15 protein-coding genes are annotated in these 17,123 nt (G+C 71.7%); 12 read left to right on the forward strand and 3 right to left on the reverse strand.

The window, feature by feature from the left end:
• Window positions 1-45: 45 nt before the first annotated feature.
• The 8 genes from AB0H64_RS20585 (at window position 46) to AB0H64_RS20620 (ending at window position 9,831) form a co-directional block, all read left to right on the forward strand.
• Window positions 46-1,359: an ammonium transporter gene (locus AB0H64_RS20585; RefSeq protein WP_357626606.1), complete on the forward strand. Its 1,314-nt coding sequence runs from the start codon at window positions 46-48 to the stop codon at window positions 1,357-1,359.
• Window positions 1,356-1,694 (forward strand): P-II family nitrogen regulator, encoded by a 339-nt coding sequence (locus tag AB0H64_RS20590; protein WP_355447436.1) that lies wholly within the window; start codon window positions 1,356-1,358, stop codon window positions 1,692-1,694. Before AB0H64_RS20585 ends, AB0H64_RS20590 begins: the two co-directional genes overlap by 4 nt.
• A 234-nt stretch (window positions 1,695-1,928) precedes the next feature.
• Complete coding sequence (locus tag AB0H64_RS20595) at window positions 1,929-4,154, forward strand: [protein-PII] uridylyltransferase (protein ID WP_357626609.1); 2,226 nt, start codon at window positions 1,929-1,931, stop codon at window positions 4,152-4,154.
• 224 nt (window positions 4,155-4,378) lie between these two features.
• A complete protein-coding gene (locus AB0H64_RS20600) occupies window positions 4,379-7,489 on the forward strand; it encodes a nitrate- and nitrite sensing domain-containing protein (RefSeq protein ID WP_357626612.1) in 3,111 nt (1,036 codons plus the stop codon).
• A 25-nt stretch (window positions 7,490-7,514) separates the two neighbouring features.
• Window positions 7,515-7,937 (forward strand): roadblock/LC7 domain-containing protein, encoded by a 423-nt coding sequence (locus AB0H64_RS20605; protein WP_175595573.1) that lies wholly within the window; start codon window positions 7,515-7,517, stop codon window positions 7,935-7,937.
• 26 nt (window positions 7,938-7,963) lie between these two features.
• A complete protein-coding gene (locus AB0H64_RS20610) occupies window positions 7,964-8,326 on the forward strand; it encodes a DUF742 domain-containing protein (protein ID WP_310710685.1) in 363 nt (120 codons plus the stop codon).
• Entirely contained in the window at window positions 8,307-8,885 is a 579-nt protein-coding gene (locus AB0H64_RS20615; RefSeq protein ID WP_310710686.1) for an ATP/GTP-binding protein, read from the forward strand. The genes AB0H64_RS20610 and AB0H64_RS20615 overlap by 20 nt, the downstream gene beginning before the upstream one ends.
• 160 nt (window positions 8,886-9,045) lie before the next feature.
• Complete coding sequence (locus AB0H64_RS20620) at window positions 9,046-9,831, forward strand: hypothetical protein (protein WP_357626616.1); 786 nt, start codon at window positions 9,046-9,048, stop codon at window positions 9,829-9,831.
• 52 nt (window positions 9,832-9,883) lie between these two features.
• Here AB0H64_RS20620 and AB0H64_RS20625 read toward each other — a convergent pair whose 3' ends face one another.
• From AB0H64_RS20625 to AB0H64_RS20635, 3 genes are all read right to left on the reverse strand, one after another.
• Complete coding sequence (locus tag AB0H64_RS20625; protein ID WP_357626619.1) at window positions 9,884-10,654, reverse strand: TetR/AcrR family transcriptional regulator; 771 nt, start codon at window positions 10,652-10,654, stop codon at window positions 9,884-9,886.
• Window positions 10,655-10,722: 68 nt separating this feature from the next.
• On the reverse strand, window positions 10,723-11,685 hold the full coding sequence (locus tag AB0H64_RS20630) for an SIS domain-containing protein (RefSeq protein WP_357626621.1): 963 nt from the start codon (window positions 11,683-11,685) through the stop codon (window positions 10,723-10,725).
• 159 nt (window positions 11,686-11,844) lie between these two features.
• On the reverse strand, window positions 11,845-13,029 hold the full coding sequence (locus AB0H64_RS20635; RefSeq protein WP_357626624.1) for a hypothetical protein: 1,185 nt from the start codon (window positions 13,027-13,029) through the stop codon (window positions 11,845-11,847).
• A gap of 176 nt (window positions 13,030-13,205) precedes the next feature.
• Here AB0H64_RS20635 and AB0H64_RS20640 point away from each other — a divergent pair, with 176 nt between their 5' ends.
• The 4 genes from AB0H64_RS20640 to AB0H64_RS20655 are packed head-to-tail and all read left to right on the forward strand — an operon-like array spanning window position 13,206 to window position 17,123.
• Entirely contained in the window at window positions 13,206-14,330 is a 1,125-nt protein-coding gene (locus AB0H64_RS20640) for a spermidine/putrescine ABC transporter substrate-binding protein (RefSeq protein WP_357626627.1), read from the forward strand.
• A gap of 7 nt (window positions 14,331-14,337) precedes the next feature.
• A complete protein-coding gene (locus AB0H64_RS20645; RefSeq protein WP_357626630.1) occupies window positions 14,338-15,204 on the forward strand; it encodes an ABC transporter permease in 867 nt (288 codons plus the stop codon).
• Window positions 15,197-15,976, forward strand: a complete 780-nt coding sequence (locus AB0H64_RS20650) for an ABC transporter permease (protein WP_357626632.1) — start codon at window positions 15,197-15,199, stop codon at window positions 15,974-15,976. Before AB0H64_RS20645 ends, AB0H64_RS20650 begins: the two co-directional genes overlap by 8 nt.
• Window positions 15,963-17,123, forward strand: a complete 1,161-nt coding sequence (locus AB0H64_RS20655) for an ABC transporter ATP-binding protein (RefSeq protein WP_357626636.1) — start codon at window positions 15,963-15,965, stop codon at window positions 17,121-17,123. Before AB0H64_RS20650 ends, AB0H64_RS20655 begins: the two co-directional genes overlap by 14 nt.

Consider the following 17,123-nt stretch of genomic DNA (forward strand, 5'->3'; position numbering starts at 1 on the left):
ACGAACACGCTGTGGCCACACGTCATATGTAAGGAGGGTCGCGTCGTGAAGATCGATAGCGGCACGACTGCCTGGATGCTCACGGCCACCGCGCTGGTGCTGTTGATGACTCCGGGCCTCGCGTTCTTCTACGGGGGCATGACCAGGGCCAAGAGTGTCCTGAACATGATGATGATGTCGTTCGTCGCCATCATCACAGTGACGATCGCCTGGGTGCTCTACGGGCACTCGCTGGCGTTCAGCGACAATTCGATGTCGTGGCTGAACCAGTTCGTCGGTGGCCTCGACCACGTCGGCCTGCAGAGCCTCGTCAACACGGCGACCAAGACCGACGGCACGGGCATGCCCAGCCTGGTCTTCTCGGCCTTCCAGTTGACGTTCGCCATCATCACGGTCGCCCTGATCAGCGGCGCGATCGCGGACCGCGCGAAGTTCGGCGCCTGGGTGCTGTTCAGCTTCATCTGGGCCACGATCGTGTACTTCCCGGTCGCCCACTGGGTCTGGGGCACCGGCTGGCTGAACACCCTCGGCATCGAGGACTTCGCCGGCGGCACGGTCGTCCACATCAACGCCGGCGCGGCGGCCCTCGCCCTCGCCCTGGTCCTCGGCAAGCGCAAGGGCTGGCGCAAGGAGCCCATGCGCCCGCACAACCTGACGCTGGTCCTGCTCGGCGCCGGTCTGCTGTGGTTCGGCTGGTTCGGCTTCAACGCCGGCTCCGAGCTCGCGGTGGACGGCACGGCCGGCCTGGCGTTCATGAACACGCAGATCGCCACCGCCGTCGCGGCCGGCGCCTGGCTCGTCGTGGAGAAGATGCGCGACGGCCACGCCACCAGCCTCGGCGTCGCCTCCGGCGCGGTCGCCGGCCTGGTGGCCATCACCCCGGCCTGTGGCTTCGTCGACCCGTGGGCCGCGCTGCTCATCGGCCTGATCGCCGGCGCGGTCTGCGCCTACGCCGTCGGCCTGAAGTACAAGCTCAACTACGACGACTCGCTCGACGTGGTCGGCGTCCACCTGGTGGGCGGCGTCATCGGCGCCGTCTCCCTGGGCTTCCTGGCCGCCTACCCCTTCCTTGAGCAGCAGAACAAGGGACTGTTCTACGGCGGTGGCCTGACCCAGCTCGGCCTCCAGGTGCTCGGCCCGGTCGCCGTCGGCGGCTACTCCTTCATCGTCACCTGGGTGCTCGGCAAGATCATCGACAAGGTGATGGGCTTCCGGGTGCCGGAGGACCAGGAGGTCACCGGCATCGACATCACCACCCACGCCGAGACCGGCTACGACCTCGGCACGGTCCACGCCTCCGGCGTGACATCCCCCAACGGGCCCGCCGTCAGCCCGGCGCCTAAGAAGGTGGACGCATGAGACTCATCACCGCGGTCATCAAGCCCTTCAAGCTCGATGACGTGAAGGCCGCCCTGGAGCAGTTCGGCATCAAGGGAATGACGGTCAGCGAGGCCAGCGGCTACGGCCGGCAGCGCGGCCACACCGAGGTCTACCGGGGCGCCGAGTACCAGGTCGACCTGGTGCCCAAGGTCCGCCTGGAGGTGCTGGCGGACGAGGACGACGCCGAGGACGTGATCGACGTCATCGTCAAGGCGGCGCAGACCGGGAAGATCGGCGACGGCAAGGTCTGGTCGGTTCCCGTGGACACGGTCATCCGCGTCCGCACCGGCGAGCGCGGCCTGGACGCCCTCTGAGGCGCAGGGTGCCGGAAGCGACGCGAGCCCCGCGAGCCGCGGGGTGACGGTCCGGCGTGGACGAGGACGTCCCGCCGGACCGGCGCGACCCGGCGTACGGGCTCCCCGCAGGACGCGGCGTACGGCGTCGCGGATGACGCGTCGGGCGGCGCCGCGGATGGCACCACGGATGGCACGGCAGATGGATCGGCAGCGAGACGAGGGCGTCCGGACGGAGCCCGGCGAGGGGACGTCTTGAGGGGAGAAGCTCGCTCGTACGCCGCGGCCCGCAAGGAGCGGTCCGCGGACACCGACCGCTGGCTGAAGGACCTCTTCCGAACGGCGAGCGACGGCGACAACGTCTCCCTGGTCGCCGTCGGCAGCCTGGGACGCGGCGAGCTGGCTCCGGGCAGCGACCTCGACCTGGTGCTGCTGCACGGCGGCCGGGACGACGTCGGCAGGGTGGCGGACCGCATCTGGTACCCGATCTGGGACTCCGGCATCGGCCTCGACCACTCGGTGCGGACCGTGGACGAGGCCGTGGCGGTGGCCCGGGACGACCTGAAGGCGGTCCTCGGCCTCATCCAGGCCCGGCACGTGGCCGGGGACCCGGAGCTGACCAGGAAGGCCAGGGAGTCGGTGCTGGCCGAGTGGCGGGCCGACTCCCGGCGCAGGCTCGGCGAGCTGCGTGAGGCGGCCGACAAGCGGGCCCAGGTCAGCGGCGAGGTCGCCTTCCTGCTGGAGCCCGACCTCAAGGACGGCCGCGGCGGGCTGCGCGACCTCCAGGCCATGCAGGCCGTGGCCGCGGCCTGGGTGGCCTCGGCGCCCGGCCCGCGGGCCCGCGAGGCGTACGAGTTCATCCTGGACGTGCGGCACGCGCTGCACGTCGTCACCGCCCGGGGCGCCGACCGGCTCGTCCTGCAGGAGCAGGAGGCCGTCGCCGGGCTGCTCGGCCTGCTCGACGCGGAGGCGCTGATGCGCAGGCTCGCGGAGGCGGGCCGGACGATCTCCCACGCGTTCGACGTGACCTGGCGCACCGTTGACAGGCTGGTGTCAGGGCCGGCGCCGCGCGGCCGGCGTCCGCTGGCCGACGGTGTGGTCGAGCACGGCGGCGAGGTGGTGCTGGCCCGGGGCGCCGACCCCCGCAAGGACCCCCTGCTGGTGCTGCGCGCCGCCGCCGCGGCGGCCGACTCGGGGCTGCCGCTGGCGCCCGCGACGGTGTCCGTCCTCGCAGCTCAGTCCCCTCCGCTGCCGGTCCCCTGGCCGGACGAGGCCCGCGACGCGCTGGTGTCGATCCTCGGCGCGGGACGCGCCGCCGTGCCCGTGTGGGAGGAGCTCGACCAGGCGGGCATTCTTGTCAAGATGCTTCCTGACTGGGAGCGCGTGCGCCACCGCCCGCAGCGCAATCCGATCCACCGCTTCACCGTCGACCGGCACCTCATCGAGGCCGCCGCGAACGCCGCCAGCCACACCCGGGAGGTGTCCCGGCCGGACCTGCTGCTGATCGCGGCGCTGCTGCACGACATCGGCAAGGGCTGGCCCGGTGACCACTCGGCGACGGGCGAGGTCGTGGTGCGCGACATCGCCGCCCACATCGGTTTGCCGCCGCCGGACGTGGAGATCCTGGCCACCGTGGTGCGCCACCACCTCCTGCTGCCGGAGACGGCGACCCGGCGCGATCTCGACGACCCCGTGACGATCGAGAAGGTCGCGGGCACGGTCGGCACGCGCGAGGTGCTGGACCTGCTGGCGGCGCTCGCGGTCGCCGACGGACACGCCACCGGCCCGGCCGCCTGGAACTCCTGGAAGGCCGGTCTGGTCGCCGATCTCGTGCGCCGCGTCCGGTCGGTCCTGTCCGGCTCGCCGCCGCCCAAGGCGCCCACCCTGTCCCCGGAGCAGGCCGCCCTGGCTCGGCACGGCGGCGGAGCGGTCCGTGTCCACGGCGGCGCGGTCACGGTCGTCGCCCCCGACCGCATCGGCCTGCTGTGGAACGCGGCCGGGGTGCTGGCCGCCCATCGGCTGATCGTCCGCTCGGCCGCGTCGGCCTCCGCGGGGTCCACCGCGGTGATCGAGTTCTCGGTGGTCCCCGAGTACGGCTCGCCCCCGGACCCCGCCACGCTGGAGGCCGACCTCCGTCTCGTCCTTGCCGGCCGTCTTGACATAGAGCAACGGCTGGCCCGTCGAAGCCGGTACGTGAGGCCCTCTCGTGTTCCGGTTGCGCCACCCCGCGTGACCTTGGTGGATGACGCCTCGGCGACCGCCACTGTGGTGGAAGTCAGGGCCCATGACAGGCCGGGACTCCTGTGGCGCATCGGACGGGCGTTCGGGGAGTGTGGTCTTGACGTGAGAGCGGCTCGCGTGGAGACTCTCGGCGCGGAGGCGGTGGACGTCTTCTACGTGGTCGATCGCGCCGGACGTCCCCTTAGTGACGACGCGCAGCGAGGCCAGGTCCGCGATCTGGTGCTGGCGGCGCTGCGCTGAACCACTCAGACGGGACCGGTCACATATGTAACGATTGCACCCGATTTGCGTAGGTAGTCCCACGCTGCGGATACCTTGTGGACGTCCTAGAGCCCGTGGAGCGCGGGATTGATTGAGGGGTTGCGGAAGCAGTGACTACGGGGAACTCCGACAGCGGCCAGGCCGCAGCGCGGGGCCGCGACGGGCGATCCCCGTCGCCTCGGCTCGGGCTGCGCAACTGGCGCGTGAGATGGCGTCTGACCGCCCTCATCCTGGTTCCCACCGTCGTCTGCGTGGCGCTGGGAGGCGCCCGTGTGGTCGGTTCGATCCAGAGCATCAGCGACTATGAGCGCACCATCCGCGCCGCCGAGGACGCGGGCCACATCCGCGACCTCGTCCAGGCCGTGGGTCTGGAGCGCGACACGGGCGGCGGCTGGGTCGACGCCGGCAGGGCCCTGCGCAGGAAGCTCGCCAAGCCGTACGCCGAGCGCAAGGCCGCCGTCGACAAGCTCGTGAAGACCGTCCAGGCCGACATGGACGCGATGGACGACTCGTACGGCGTCCGCGTCCTCGACGTCGTCAAGCGGGCCAGGCTCGACATCCGCCAGCTGCCCCGGACCCGCACCGAGGGCCAGCGCGACACCACGCGCTACAACACCCTGCTCGACACGCTGCTCCGCCTGCACGACGAGCTGAGCCTGCTCAGCGACGACTCGCAGATCATCGGCCAGTTCCGCGCACTGGGCGCCATCGCGCGCGCCAAGGAGGAGATCTCCCGCCAGCGCGTCCAGCTCCTCAAGGGCTACTACAACCCCGGGAGCATGGACGCCAAGGAGGTCGAGCGGTTCATCGCCTCCAACGCCGCCCAGCGCTCCGACATCACCACCGTCGGCCAGGAGGCCGGCCCCCAGGTCGCCATCCAGCTGCAGAAGGCGCTGACCAGGCCGGAGTACTACAACACCGAGCTGATCAAGTCGCGCGCCATCACGCTGGCCAGCGGCAAGGAGCCGGGCGTCCGCATCCGGCAGAACCTGCTGGCCTCGACCGACCCCGGCAAGATCTCGGCCGCCGACCAGTGGTTCAGCGACAACTCCACCACGATCAGCGCCCTCCACTCGGTGGAGGACGACATCAACAAGAAGCTGGCCCTGCGCGGCACCGAGCTGCGTGACGCCGAGGTCCGCAACGCGGTCATCGCCGGTGTCCTCATCCTCGCCCTGCTGCTGCTGGTCGCCCTGCTCACCGTCGCCATCGCGCGCTCCATGGTCACCCCGCTGCGCCGGCTGCGCACCGAGGCCCTGGAGATCGCCGGCTTCCGGCTCCCGGACGTGGTCCGCAAGCTGCGCCTCAACGGCGACGAGGTGCCGGAGGTACGGCCGATCGACGTCGAGGGCAGCGACGAGATCGGCGAGGTTGCCAAGGCCTTCGACCAGGTCCACCGGCAGGCCGTCCGGCTGGCGGGCGAGGAGGCCGAACTGCGCGGCAACATCAGCTCGATGTTCGTCAACCTCTCGCGCCGCACCCAGACGCTGGTCGAGCGGCAGATCTCCCTCATCGACGGCCTGGAGAAGGGCGAGCAGGACGGCGGCCGGCTGGCCGACCTGTTCAAGCTCGACCACCTGGCCACCCGCATGCGGCGCAACTCCGAGAACCTCCTGGTCCTCGCCGGCCATGAGCCCTCCCGCCGGCGCAGCCAGCCGGCCAAGCTCGTGGACGTCGTGCGCGCCGCCCTGTCGGAGGTCGAGGGGTACGAGCGCGTCCAGGTCAAGGTCCACCGGGGCACCTCGGTGGTCGGCAGCGCCGCGAACGACCTCGTCCACCTCGTGGCCGAGCTGGTCGAGAACGCCCTGCAGTTCTCCCCGAGCAACGCCCAGGTCTCCGTGACGAGCAGCCTCATCGAGGGCGGCGGCGCGCTGCTGTCGGTGACCGACGCCGGCATCAGCATGACCGAGGACGAGCTGACCGAGGCCAACCGCCGTCTCGCCGAGCCGCCCGTCGTGGACGTGTCGGTCTCGCGGCGCATGGGCCTGTTCGTGGTCGGGCGGCTGGCGCTGCGCCACGGCATCCGCGTCCAGCTCCGCAAGGGCGACGGCACCGGCCTGATCGCCATGGTGCTGCTGCCTCCGGCGCTCATCCCCGACGGCTCCCAGCCGCCGCTGCCGCAGCGCCCCGCGTTCGCGGGCAGCGGTGACCCGGCCGGCGTCGCCCCGGCGGGCCGCGGGCCAGGCCTCGGCGGCTCAAGCCTGACCAGCCCTGGCCTGGCCGGTCCGGGTCTCGCCGGTCCTGGCCTGGCCGGTCCGGGGCTCGGCGGGCCCGCCCTGGCGGGCAGTGGCGCCGGCGGTCCGGGCGGGAGCGGGGCCGGCGGACAGCGCGGCACGCCCGCGCAGAACGGCTCCTTCCGCTCGTTCGGCAGCCTCGACTCCTTCGGCACCGCCGGAAACGGCACGGGCCGCCCCGGTGCGCCGCCCTTCACCGCCGACACCGACGGCGGCGCCCTGCGGCAGCCGTCGTACGACACCGGCGGGTTCCCGTCGTACCCGAGTCCGGACGCGCCCGGCGGCTTCCCGTCGTACCCGAGTCCCGACGCGCCCGGCGGCTACCCGTCCCATCCCGGTCAGGAGGGCGCCGGCGGCTTCCCGTCGGCCCCGCCGGCCCCCGGCATCCGGGGACCCCGCCGGGAGGGCCTGCCCCGCCGGGAGGACCTCCTGGGCCGCGAGGACCTGCCGAGCCGGGACCCCTTCCCCAGTCGCGACGCGTTCCCGAGCCGCGACGGATTTCCGAGTCGTGAGGGCTTCCCCAGCCGGGAGGGCTTCCCGGGCGCGGGAAGCGGTAATGGCGCGTTCCAGACGCCGCCGCCGGCGCCGGCCGCCTCCGGGTACAGCACCGCTGACGTGCGCAGACCCGAGTCGCCGCCCTCGGTGGACGTCTCCCCGATGGACAAGGGCCAGGAGGAGTACCTGCCGATCTTCGCATCGGTGGAGTCGGCCTGGTTCCGCCGCCCGCCGGGCGAGCAGGCGCCTTCGGCACCCGGTCGTGATGAGCACAACCCATCGCAAGCCGTAGTCTCTGGGGAGGAAGCGTGGCGAACGGCCGCGGACGCCGGTTGGCGTGCGGCGGCCGCGGCCAGCGACCCCAGCCTCGGCGGCATCACCGCCGCCGGGCTGCCCAAGCGCACCCCCAAGGCCAACCTGGTCCCAGGTACGGCCGGCTCGCAGGCCGCGCAGCCGCAACGGCAGCAGCGGCAGGCGCCGGTGCCACCGGTCTCACCTGACCGGATGCGCAGCCGGATGGCCAGCTTCCAGCAGGGAGTGCGCCGGGGACGGGCGGAAGTACGCGAACAGGAGGAACAAGAGTGAGCGAGCGTCTTTCCAGGGAGGACGCGTGACGACGCTGAGCCATGAGGCGCATCGGTTCGACTGGCTGATCACGGACTTCGTGCGCAACACGCCGGGCGTGGCGCACGCGGTCGTCGTCTCGGCCGATGGTCTCTGCCTGGCGAGTTCCGAGGGCTTCCCGCCGGACCGTGCGGACCAGCTCGCCGCGGTGTCCGCCGGCCTGCTGAGCCTCACCGTGGGCGCGTCCCGCGTGTTCGAGGGCGGCTCCGTCACGCAGACGGTCGTCGAGATGCAGCGCGGGCTGCTCATCGTGATGGCGATCAGCGACGGCTCGGTGATCACCGTGCTGGCCGCGCCCGACTGCGACATGGGGCTGGTGGCGTACCAGATGACGTTGCTGGTCGACCGTGCGGGCCAGGCGCTGACGCCGGCCCTGCGCGCGGAGCTCCAGGCTGCCAGGACACGGTGAGGCGATGACACTGATGGGAGAGGGTCGTGTACGGCACTGACGGCAACGGGGACGACGAGCCCCTGTTCCGTCCGTACGCGGTGACCGGCGGCCGTTCGGAGCCTCGCTACCACCTCGCGATGGAGACGCTGATCTCGTCGATGTCCATACCGGACGACGAGATGGCCTTGCTGACTCCCGAGCAGGAGGCCATCATGCAGCTCTGCCGTACGTTCCGGTCGGTCGCCGAGATCTCGGCCTTGCTCCGGGTCCCGCTAGGCGTGGCGAGGGTGCTTGTGGCGGACATGTCCGACGAAGGGCTTGTCCGCCTGCACCAGCCACGCCTCAGCCAGGGACAGCCAGACCTCAACATGCTCGAAAGGGTGCTCAGTGGACTTCGCAGGCTCTAGCCCCGGCCTCACGTCGACGAAGATCGTCGTCGCGGGCGGGTTCGGCGTCGGCAAGACGACGTTCGTGGGGGCGGTGTCCGAGATCCTTCCGCTGACCACGGAAGCGGTGATGACCGACGCGTCCGCGGGCATCGACGACCTCGGCATGACCCCCAACAAGCAGACGACGACCGTGGCCATGGACTTCGGCCGCCTGTCGCTCGACCGCGACCTGATCCTGTACCTGTTCGGCACGCCCGGGCAGCACCGGTTCTGGTTCATGTGGGACGACCTCGTGCGCGGCGCCATCGGTGCCGTCGTGCTGCTCGACACGCGGCGGCTGGCCGACAGCTTCCCGGCGATCGACTACTTCGAGGAGGCGAAGCTGCCGTTCGTGGTCGGCGTCAACGGCTGGGACGGACAGTTCCTGCACTCCGAGGACGAGGTGCGCGAGGCGCTGGCGCTGTCGCCGCACGTGCCGATCGTCCGCACGGACGCGCGTAACCGCGACTCGGTGAAGGCGACGCTGATCTCGCTGGTCGAGCACGTCGTACGGCTCCGCGCCGCACCGGTCTCCTAGACCGCCGCGCCGGTCTTCCGGCCGAAAACCTCCCATTCACCTCCTATTTCACGACATTTCGGGAAATAGGAGGTGACAGGGCCGTGATCGCGATTACGCTGCTAGGCCCTGTCCGATGGAGAGCCCGACGGGGGCTCCGATGGGGAGGGGAGTGGACCGTATGGTGTTGATCGCGCTCGCCGTCTCGGCCGTGGCCGTGGCCGTGGCGCTCACCTGGTGGCTGCGCCGTGATCGTTCCGCCGTCCGGAGCGGCTCAGAAGGGCCTCAGGAGGCCCCTGAGCATCCATGGGGCTCGGTGCTCGACGCGGAGGCCGGGATCGCGTTCACGGAGGGCCTGCGGGCCTTCCACGACGAAGGTGACGCCCCGCTCCTGGAGATCGCCCAGACCGTGATCGTCACCGCCGGGCCGCCCCGGGCGATCTCGCTCCATCCGCTGGCCGAGGGGTTCGCGGCCCGCGGCGAGGCGGCCCTGCACGACCCGGAGGGCACGGTCCGCGACCTCGTCGCCGAGCACGGCGCCGCGGAGGGGCCGGGGGTGCTCCACCTGCGCGCCGGCTGGCTGAGCGGAATGGTGGACGGCATGGACGGCCGGCGCTTCGCCGAGGCCGTCCGCGAGATCGTGTGCGCCCCGCCCTCGGCCGGCATCGCCGCCGGGAAGGCCGAGGAGGAGAGCGGTCTCCTGCTCCTGACCGTGCGGGTCCCGGCCGAGGGCGGCACCGCCGGCGACGCCGACAACACCGTCATGATCGACCTGGCCAGGCTGCTGGACCGCTACCGGGAGGCGCGCGAGGAGCAGGCGGGCGCGCCCGCGGAGGCGCTGCTGCGCACCGTCGTGTCCCACGTGGTCGCCTCCGGCGGTCCGGGGCTCACCTGGACCCGGCCGCCCACCGCCGAGCAGCACGAGGCCCTCCTGTCCGCCGCCACCGCCCCCGCGGCCCTGCACTGACCCTGCGGCTCGGTCAGGCGGCTGGGTCAGGCGGCTGGGTCGGGGGGCGCGGTCAGGGAGCGGGCGCGCGGCCGGTCACCAGGGCCTCGATGCCGTCCAGGACGCGCTGGAGGCCGAACTCGAAGGCGCGCTCCGCGCTGTAGGCCGTCCCCATGGCCTCGCCCGCCGCCTGACCCACCCGGGTGGCCGTCGGGAAGCGGCTCGCGTCGGCGACGCGGCTGAGGAACGGCGCGTGCGCCGCCCACCACTGGGCGTCGGACATGCCGGTCTCGCTCTCGGCCTGCGACGCCTCCACCGCGCCCCGGGCCGTGCCGTGGACGAACCCGGTCACCAGCGTGACCACCGCGTCCATCTCGACGTCCGTCAGCCCGATCCCGTCGACGGCGCGCAGCTCGTGGTCGTACTTGGCGGTGCCGTTGGGCCCGAGCACCGGGCGGCTGGTCGCCACCTGGGCCAGCCAGGGATGGCGCAGGTAGAGCGCCCAGTTCTGGCGGGCGATGTGCTCCAGCCGCTCCCGCCACCCGCCGGGCGGGTCCTCGGACCGGTCGATCTCGCCGTACACGGTGTCGAGCATGACGTCGAACAGCTCCGGCTTGCCCGGCACGTACGTGTACAGCGACATCGTCCCGACGCCCAGCCGCTCGGCCACGCGGCGCATGGACAGCGCCTGGAGCCCCTCGGTGTCCGCCACCTCGATGGCGGCCCGCACGATCCGGTCCACGCTCAGGTCGGGCTTGCCCTTGCGGCTGGCGCGCTCGCTGGTCCGCCACAGCAGCGCGAGGCTGCGGGCGGGGTCGCCCCTGCCGAAGTACTCGGTCGTCACCCTGCGTACGGTACACCGTACGTTAACGGGCCGTCTCGCCCGTCGCGGGCTGGTTCGGCGGGGTGCGGTCAGGAGGCCGCGGCCCACCAGCGGGCGGCGACCAGCTCGGCGACCAGCGTCTCCGTCAGCAGCGCCACCTCGGGGTCGTCGTCGTGCCGGTAGCGGATCGACGCCGCGGCGCCCGGCACGTCCCCGCCCACCGCCAGCACCGTCGAGCCACGCTGCCGTACCCAGTCCATGGCCTGCTCGTCGTAGCGGGAGCCCGGGAAGAGCAGGGCACGGTAGTCGAGGGTCTTGGTCAGGTACACGTCCACGTGCGCCCAGTCCCCGGTCTCGCAGGCGTCGGCGGGGCGGCGCGGGCCCTCGCGGACCATGAGCGCCGACTGCTCGGCCGACGACAGCCGCTCGGCGGGGGCGACGGCGTAGACGCCGTGCGGGCCCTCCAGCAGCTCCAGCGCCACGGGCAGCCATTCCTTCCTGCGGTCCAGCAGGTCGGCCGTGGCCTCGGCGGCGCGGCGGACGAGGGCGGGCAGGTCGCGGGCGGTGCCCGTGAGGCGTGACTCCAGGGCGAGCAGGAGCGCCAGCGTGTGCTGGAACGTGCGGCAGGAGACGCCGCCGCGCTCCTCGCCCGCCCGCATCGGCACCACCAGGCCGGCGCCCTCGGTCACGGCGGAGCCGGGAGCGTTGGTGAGGGCCGCGAGGAACACCTCGGTGCCGGCGTAGCGGCCGAGCGCGTCGAGGGTCTCCCGGCTGCCGCCCGTGGCGGAGATCGGCACGACCAGCGTGCCAGGGGTGGCGGGGTAGGTGGCGGCGGCAGAGGCGTAGTCGGCGTAGGCGTCGATCCCGGCGGCGCGCAGCCGGAGCGCGGCCACGCCGGCGGCGTACCGGGAGCTGCCCATGCCGAGGAACAGCACCCGCCCGACGTCGCCCGGCAGGCCCTCGAACGGGTCGCCGTCGGCCAGCTCGCCGGCCAGCGCCTCCAGGGCGGCGGGCTTGGCCTCCAGGTCGGCCAGGAACAGCTCGGGATTCAACGGATCTCCAGGTGATGCTCGGAACGGTCGGGTTTCGCGGGTGTCACGGTCGCCGCGTCGGCGCGGCGCTCGTGGGGTGTCACGGTCGCCACGTGGGAGCGGCGTTCGCCGGGTGTCGCGGGCGCCGGGCGGGCGGGGTGGCTGTGGGGGTCGCGGGGGTCATGGGTACCAGGTGCGCAGGACGCCCATCGGGGCGTAGCGCCAGCGCGGCAGGTGGCGGGCCGCGTAGACGAGCTCCCGGCACTCCTGCTCGATCTCGAACGGCCGCAGCAACGACTCGTCGAGCAGCTCCGGCCGTCCGCGCTCGGCCAGGCGGAGGCGGTAGGCGGCCAGCATGGCGTCACGGGTCTCGCCGGCCCAGCGGGTGGCGGCCGCGGGCGGCGTGCCGCGCCTCCTGACGGCGACCTGGGCGACGTGTTCGAGGCTGGTGGCGAGCTGGGCGACGTCGCGGGCGGCCGGCTGGTACGGCTCGGCGCCGGTCACGGTCGGGTTGCCGTCGAAGTCGATCACGGCGTAGCCGTCACGCCAGCGGAGGATCTGGCCCACGTGCAGGTCGCCGTGGATGCGGATCAGCGGCGCGGAGCCGGCGGGCCGGCGCAGGGACTCCAGCTCGTGGCGCAGTTCGGCCTCGCGGGCGGCCAGCCAGGCGCCGTCCTCGCCGCCGGTCAGCTCCAGCGCCTCCCGCAGCGCCTCCTCCGCCCGCGCCCCGTACCCGGCCGCCGGACCGCCAGACGTCCCAGGCCCGGGTACGGCCGGGTCCGCGGAGCGGAGGACGGGCAGGTCCCCGGAGTGGAGGGGAGACAGGTCGGCGGGGCGGGAGGCGGACGGGTCCGCGGGGTGGAAGGTGGACAGGGCCGTGTGCAGGTCGGCGGTCAGGCGGCCGAGGTCCGCCGCGAACGCGGTGCGTCCCGCCTCGGCCTCGTCCACGCACCACTCCCACCCGTCGCGCGCCCCCGGCAGGTAACCGGTCACCAGTGCCAGCAGCACCTCGCCGGACTTTTCGTGAAGAGTCAGGGCGGCGAACGGCGGAGCGATCTCCCGAAAACCGGTCGCGGCCAGGTGCGCGAGGACGTCAGGGGCGGGATGCGGCATCGGCGCCGGGGGTGTCAGCCACTTGACGACGACCCGATCACTCACCACCACCGAATAGTTTGTCTGATCGACGTGCTCTCCGAAGTCGCGTTCGGCCGGGACCCCGGTGTCGGCGGCGGCTTCGCCGTGCGAGAGGCTGGGCAGCGGGCCGAGCCGGCGTACGGCGAAGGGTGCGGGCACGTCGTCCGCCAACGACGCGACGAGCGCAGCTGTGAGGCCGCGGTCCCGCTGGGTGAGGGGGTTCTCACCCACGGAGATCAACCGGTCCCATATTGAATCGGAATTCAACAGCATGACCAAACTTCCAGGTGGCAATGTCCGCAAAAGTCTTGCTCATGTTGATTTCTGCTGCAACACTCCTGCTCTGGTCTGCCGTGTCCGTTGGTCGCGCGACCCCTCGTCCCTTGTCATCAGAAGGAGTAGCGGCCTTGTCCCGATTCCGGTTCACCCGTCGTCTTCCGGCCGTCGTAGCGGTGGCCGGCCTCGCGCTCGCCGTGGCGGCGTGCGGTGGTGAGTCGTCGAGCAGCGGCGCGGGTTCGGCGGCGAAAGCAGAGGCCGAGCAGCTCAACCCCAACGCGGACCTGAGCAAGCAGTCGGTCAGCATCACGGTGTGGGACGGCTACACGCCGAAGGAGCTGCCCACCAAGGTCAAGGAGAAGCTCAAGGTCACCGACCTGAAGGTCACCCTGCACGCCACCAACGAAGAGGCGATGACCAAGCTCACCGCCGGCGGCGACAGCGGCATCGACGTGGCCTTCGTGTCCGGCCAGTACGCCCAGGCGCTCAACGAGCAGGGCCTGCTGGAGCCGATCCACCCCGAGCTGATCCCCAACCTGTCGAACCTCTACCCCGAGGCAACCCAGCTCTCCTATGACAAGGGCAACAAGTACTCCGTGCCCTACACCTGGGGCACGACCGGCATCTGCTACCGCAGCGACCTGGTGAAGGCCGAGCCGAAGAGCTGGAACGACATCCTCAACCCGCCGTCCTGGGCCGACAAGAAGGTCACCATGATGACCACCGAGCGCTGGCTGGCCCTGCCCGCGCTCAAGGCGCTCGGCTACTCGGTCAACACCGACAAGGACGACGAGATCGCCAAGGCCCGGGAGCTGCTGCTCAAGGCCAAGCCGCACCTGCTCCAGTACGACGACACCACGTTCGGCGACAAGCTGAAGAGCGGCGAGGCCATCATGGTCGAGGCGTGGGACGGCTGGTGCCCGACGACCGACGAGAAGCAGAACATCAAGTTCGTCGTGCCGAAGGAGGGCAGCGACCTCTGGGTGGACACCATGGTGATCATGAAGTCCTCCAAGAACAAGGAGGCCGCGCACGCCTTCATCAACTACATCCTCGACCCGGAGATCCACAGCTGGGCGGCCGAGAACATCAACTACAAGGTGCCCAACAAGGCCGCCATGGACCGGGTGAGCCCGCCCAAGGGCTCCCTGCTCGGCATCAAGCCCGCCGAGCTGCTCAACGGCGAGTCGATCATCGACCTGGGTCAGGCGTCGACCAAGTACACGCGCCTGTCGACCGAGGTCGCGGCGCAGTGACGCGGTGATGTCCCCGGCTAGGACCCGGCCGGCGACCGCCCTCGGGGGGCGGCGCCGGCTGGGCGCGTTCGTCTTCCTCACCCCCGGCCTCGCCTATCTCGTCGTGCTGCTGCTGGTGCCGCTGGCGCTGGTGCTGAGCTACGTGTTCTTCCAGCGCGGCCGCTTCGGCGGGGTGGTCTACGAGTTCACCACCGAGAACTTCTCCCGCCTGATCGACCCGCTCTACCTGCGGGTGCTCGGCGAGTCGCTGGAGATCGCGGCGCTGGCCACGCTCATCGCGCTCGCCCTCGGCTACCCCACGGCCTACCTGATCGCCCGGCTGCCGCGGAAGTGGAAGACGGTCGCGCTCGTCGCGATCGTGCTCCCGTTCTGGACGAACTTCATCATCCGCATGTACGCCTGGATCATCCTGCTCAACGGCCCCGGCCTGGTGAACTCGGCCCTGAAGAGCTTCGGCCTCGGCCCGTTCGAGCTGCTCTACACCAAGGGCGCCATCGTCGTCGGCCTGGTCTACTCGTACCTGCCGCTGATGGTGCTGCCGCTGTACGCGGCGATCGAGAAGCTCGACCCGCAGCTCCGCGAGGCGTCGGCCAACCTCGGCGCGTCCCGGCTGACCACGTTCCGCAAGGTGACGCTGCCGCTGACCGTGCCGGGGGTGATGACGGGGTGCCTGTTCGTGTTCGTGCCGAGCTTCGGCAACTTCGTCATCCCGGAGATGCTGGGCGGCGGCAAGTCGGTCATGGTGGGCAACCTGATCCGCACGGAGTTCCTCAAGGCGCGTGACTGGCCGTTCGGCTCCGCGCTGACGCTCGCCCTGGTCGCGGTGCTCGTCGTCCTGCTCCTGGTGCAGGCATGGGCGGCGCGCCGTGCGTAGGTCGAGGCTCCTGTACGTCCCGTTCTGGGTGACGATCGTCTTCCTGTACGCGCCGATCGCCGTGGTCGTCGCGATGTCGTTCAACTCCGGCAAGTCGGCCTACACCTACGAGGGCTTCAGCCTCAAGTGGTACGGCGTGCTGGCCCAGGACCAGCGGGTCCTCGACGGCCTGCTGAACACGCTGATCGTGGCGGTGGGCTCCACCGTGATCGCCACGGTGCTCGGCACGCTGCTGGCCGTCGGCCTGGCCCGGCACACCCGCTCCCGCACGCTGGACGCGGTCGCGCTCATGCCGGCCGTCCTGCCGGACCTCGTGCTGGCGATCGGCCTGCTGCTCTTCTACGGTCTGATTCAACTCACACTGGGCCTGTACTCGGTGATCCTCGCGCACGGCGTGTTCGCGATGGCGTTCGTCGCGGCGGTGGTCCGCACCCGCCTGACGAACACCGACACGTCGCTGGAGGAGGCCTCGCGCGACCTCGGCGCGGGACCGGTCACCACCTTCGTGCGGGTCACGCTCCCGCAGCTCGTCCCGGGCATCGTGGCGGGCGCGATGCTGGCGTTCACGTTGTCGCTCGACGAGTTCGTGATCGCCTTCTTCACGATCGGCAACCTCCAGCAGACGCTGCCGATCGTCATCTACTCGATGATCCGGTTCGGGGTGACCCCCGAGATCAACGCGCTCGGCGCGATCCTCCTGCTGGTGAGCTTCACCGCGGTGATCGCGGGCCAGCGCATGACCAAGATCGGCGAAGCACGTGCTCAAGATTGACGGCATCACCCGCAGGTTCGGCCAGGTCACCGCGCTGGACGGCGTCTCCCTGGAGATCGGGCAGGGCGAGTTCTTCGCGCTGCTCGGCCCCTCCGGCTGCGGCAAGACGACGCTGCTGCGCATCATCGCGGGGTTCGAGACGCCCGACGACGGCACGGTGACGCTCGACGGCGACGACCTGCTCGCGCTGCCGCCGAACCGGCGGCCGATCAGCCTCATGTTCCAGTCGTACGCGCTGTTCCCGCACATGACCGTGGCCAAGAACGTGGCGTACGGCCTGGAGCGGGAGAAGCTGCCCCGCGAGGAGATCCGGCGGCGCGTCGGCGAGGTGCTGGAGACCGTGGGCCTGTCGGCGCACGGCGACCGCAAGCCGGCGCAGCTGTCCGGCGGCCAGCGCCAGCGCGTCGCCCTGGCCCGTTCCATCGTCAAGCGGCCCCGTCTGCTGCTGCTCGACGAGCCCCTGTCGGCGCTGGACAAGAAGGTCCGCGCCGACATGCAGCTGGAGCTGAAGCGGCTCCAGCACGAGGTCGGCATCACGTTCGTGGTCGTCACGCACGACCAGGAGGAGGCCATGTCGCTGGCGGACCGGATCGCGGTCTTCGACAGCGGCAGCGTCCGCCAGGTGGACGAGCCGGTCGCCCTCTACGAGCGGCCGCGCAGCCCGTTCGTCGCGGGCTTCGTCGGCGCCAACAACGTGTTCCAGGGAACGGCCCGCGCGGGCGGGGTGGACGCGGGCGAGCTCGGGGAGCTGGCCGGGACCCCGCTGGAGGAGCTGGAGGAGGGCGCGGCCGCGCTGCTGTGCGTCCGGCCCGAGCGGATCGTCCTCCACCAGGCCGACGACCAGGGCGACGAGAAGGTCGACGACCAGGGCGACGAGAAGACCGGCGACCAGGCTGACGAGAAGCTCGGCGACCAGGCCGACGAGAAGCTCGGCGAGGGTGAGGCCGGGGAGCCCGTGGAGGGGCTTGAGGGCAGCGTGCTGGATGTCAGCTTCTACGGGGGCGTCTCGCATCTCTCGGTTGAGGTGCCGGGCCACGCCAAGCCGGTGCTGGTGGCCGTGCAGGGCGCGAGCGCCGTGCAGCCGGGCGCCAAGGTGCGGCTCGGCTGGGACGCCCGCGCCGCCGTCGTCATCCCCGCCGCGCCATGA

The organism is Nonomuraea sp. NPDC050733, from assembly GCF_040654215.1.
GTDB lineage: Bacteria > Actinomycetota > Actinomycetes > Streptosporangiales > Streptosporangiaceae > Nonomuraea.

Excerpts from the sequence above, each read along its gene's own strand:
- AB0H64_RS20590 (WP_355447436.1), top strand. The coding sequence starts at position 1,356 with ATGAGACTCATCACCGCGGTCATCAAGCCCTTCAAGCTCGATGACGTG.
- AB0H64_RS20620 (WP_357626616.1), top strand. The coding sequence starts at position 9,046 with ATGGTGTTGATCGCGCTCGCCGTCTCGGCCGTGGCCGTGGCCGTGGCG.
- AB0H64_RS20645 (WP_357626630.1), top strand. The coding sequence starts at position 14,338 with ATGTCCCCGGCTAGGACCCGGCCGGCGACCGCCCTCGGGGGGCGGCGC.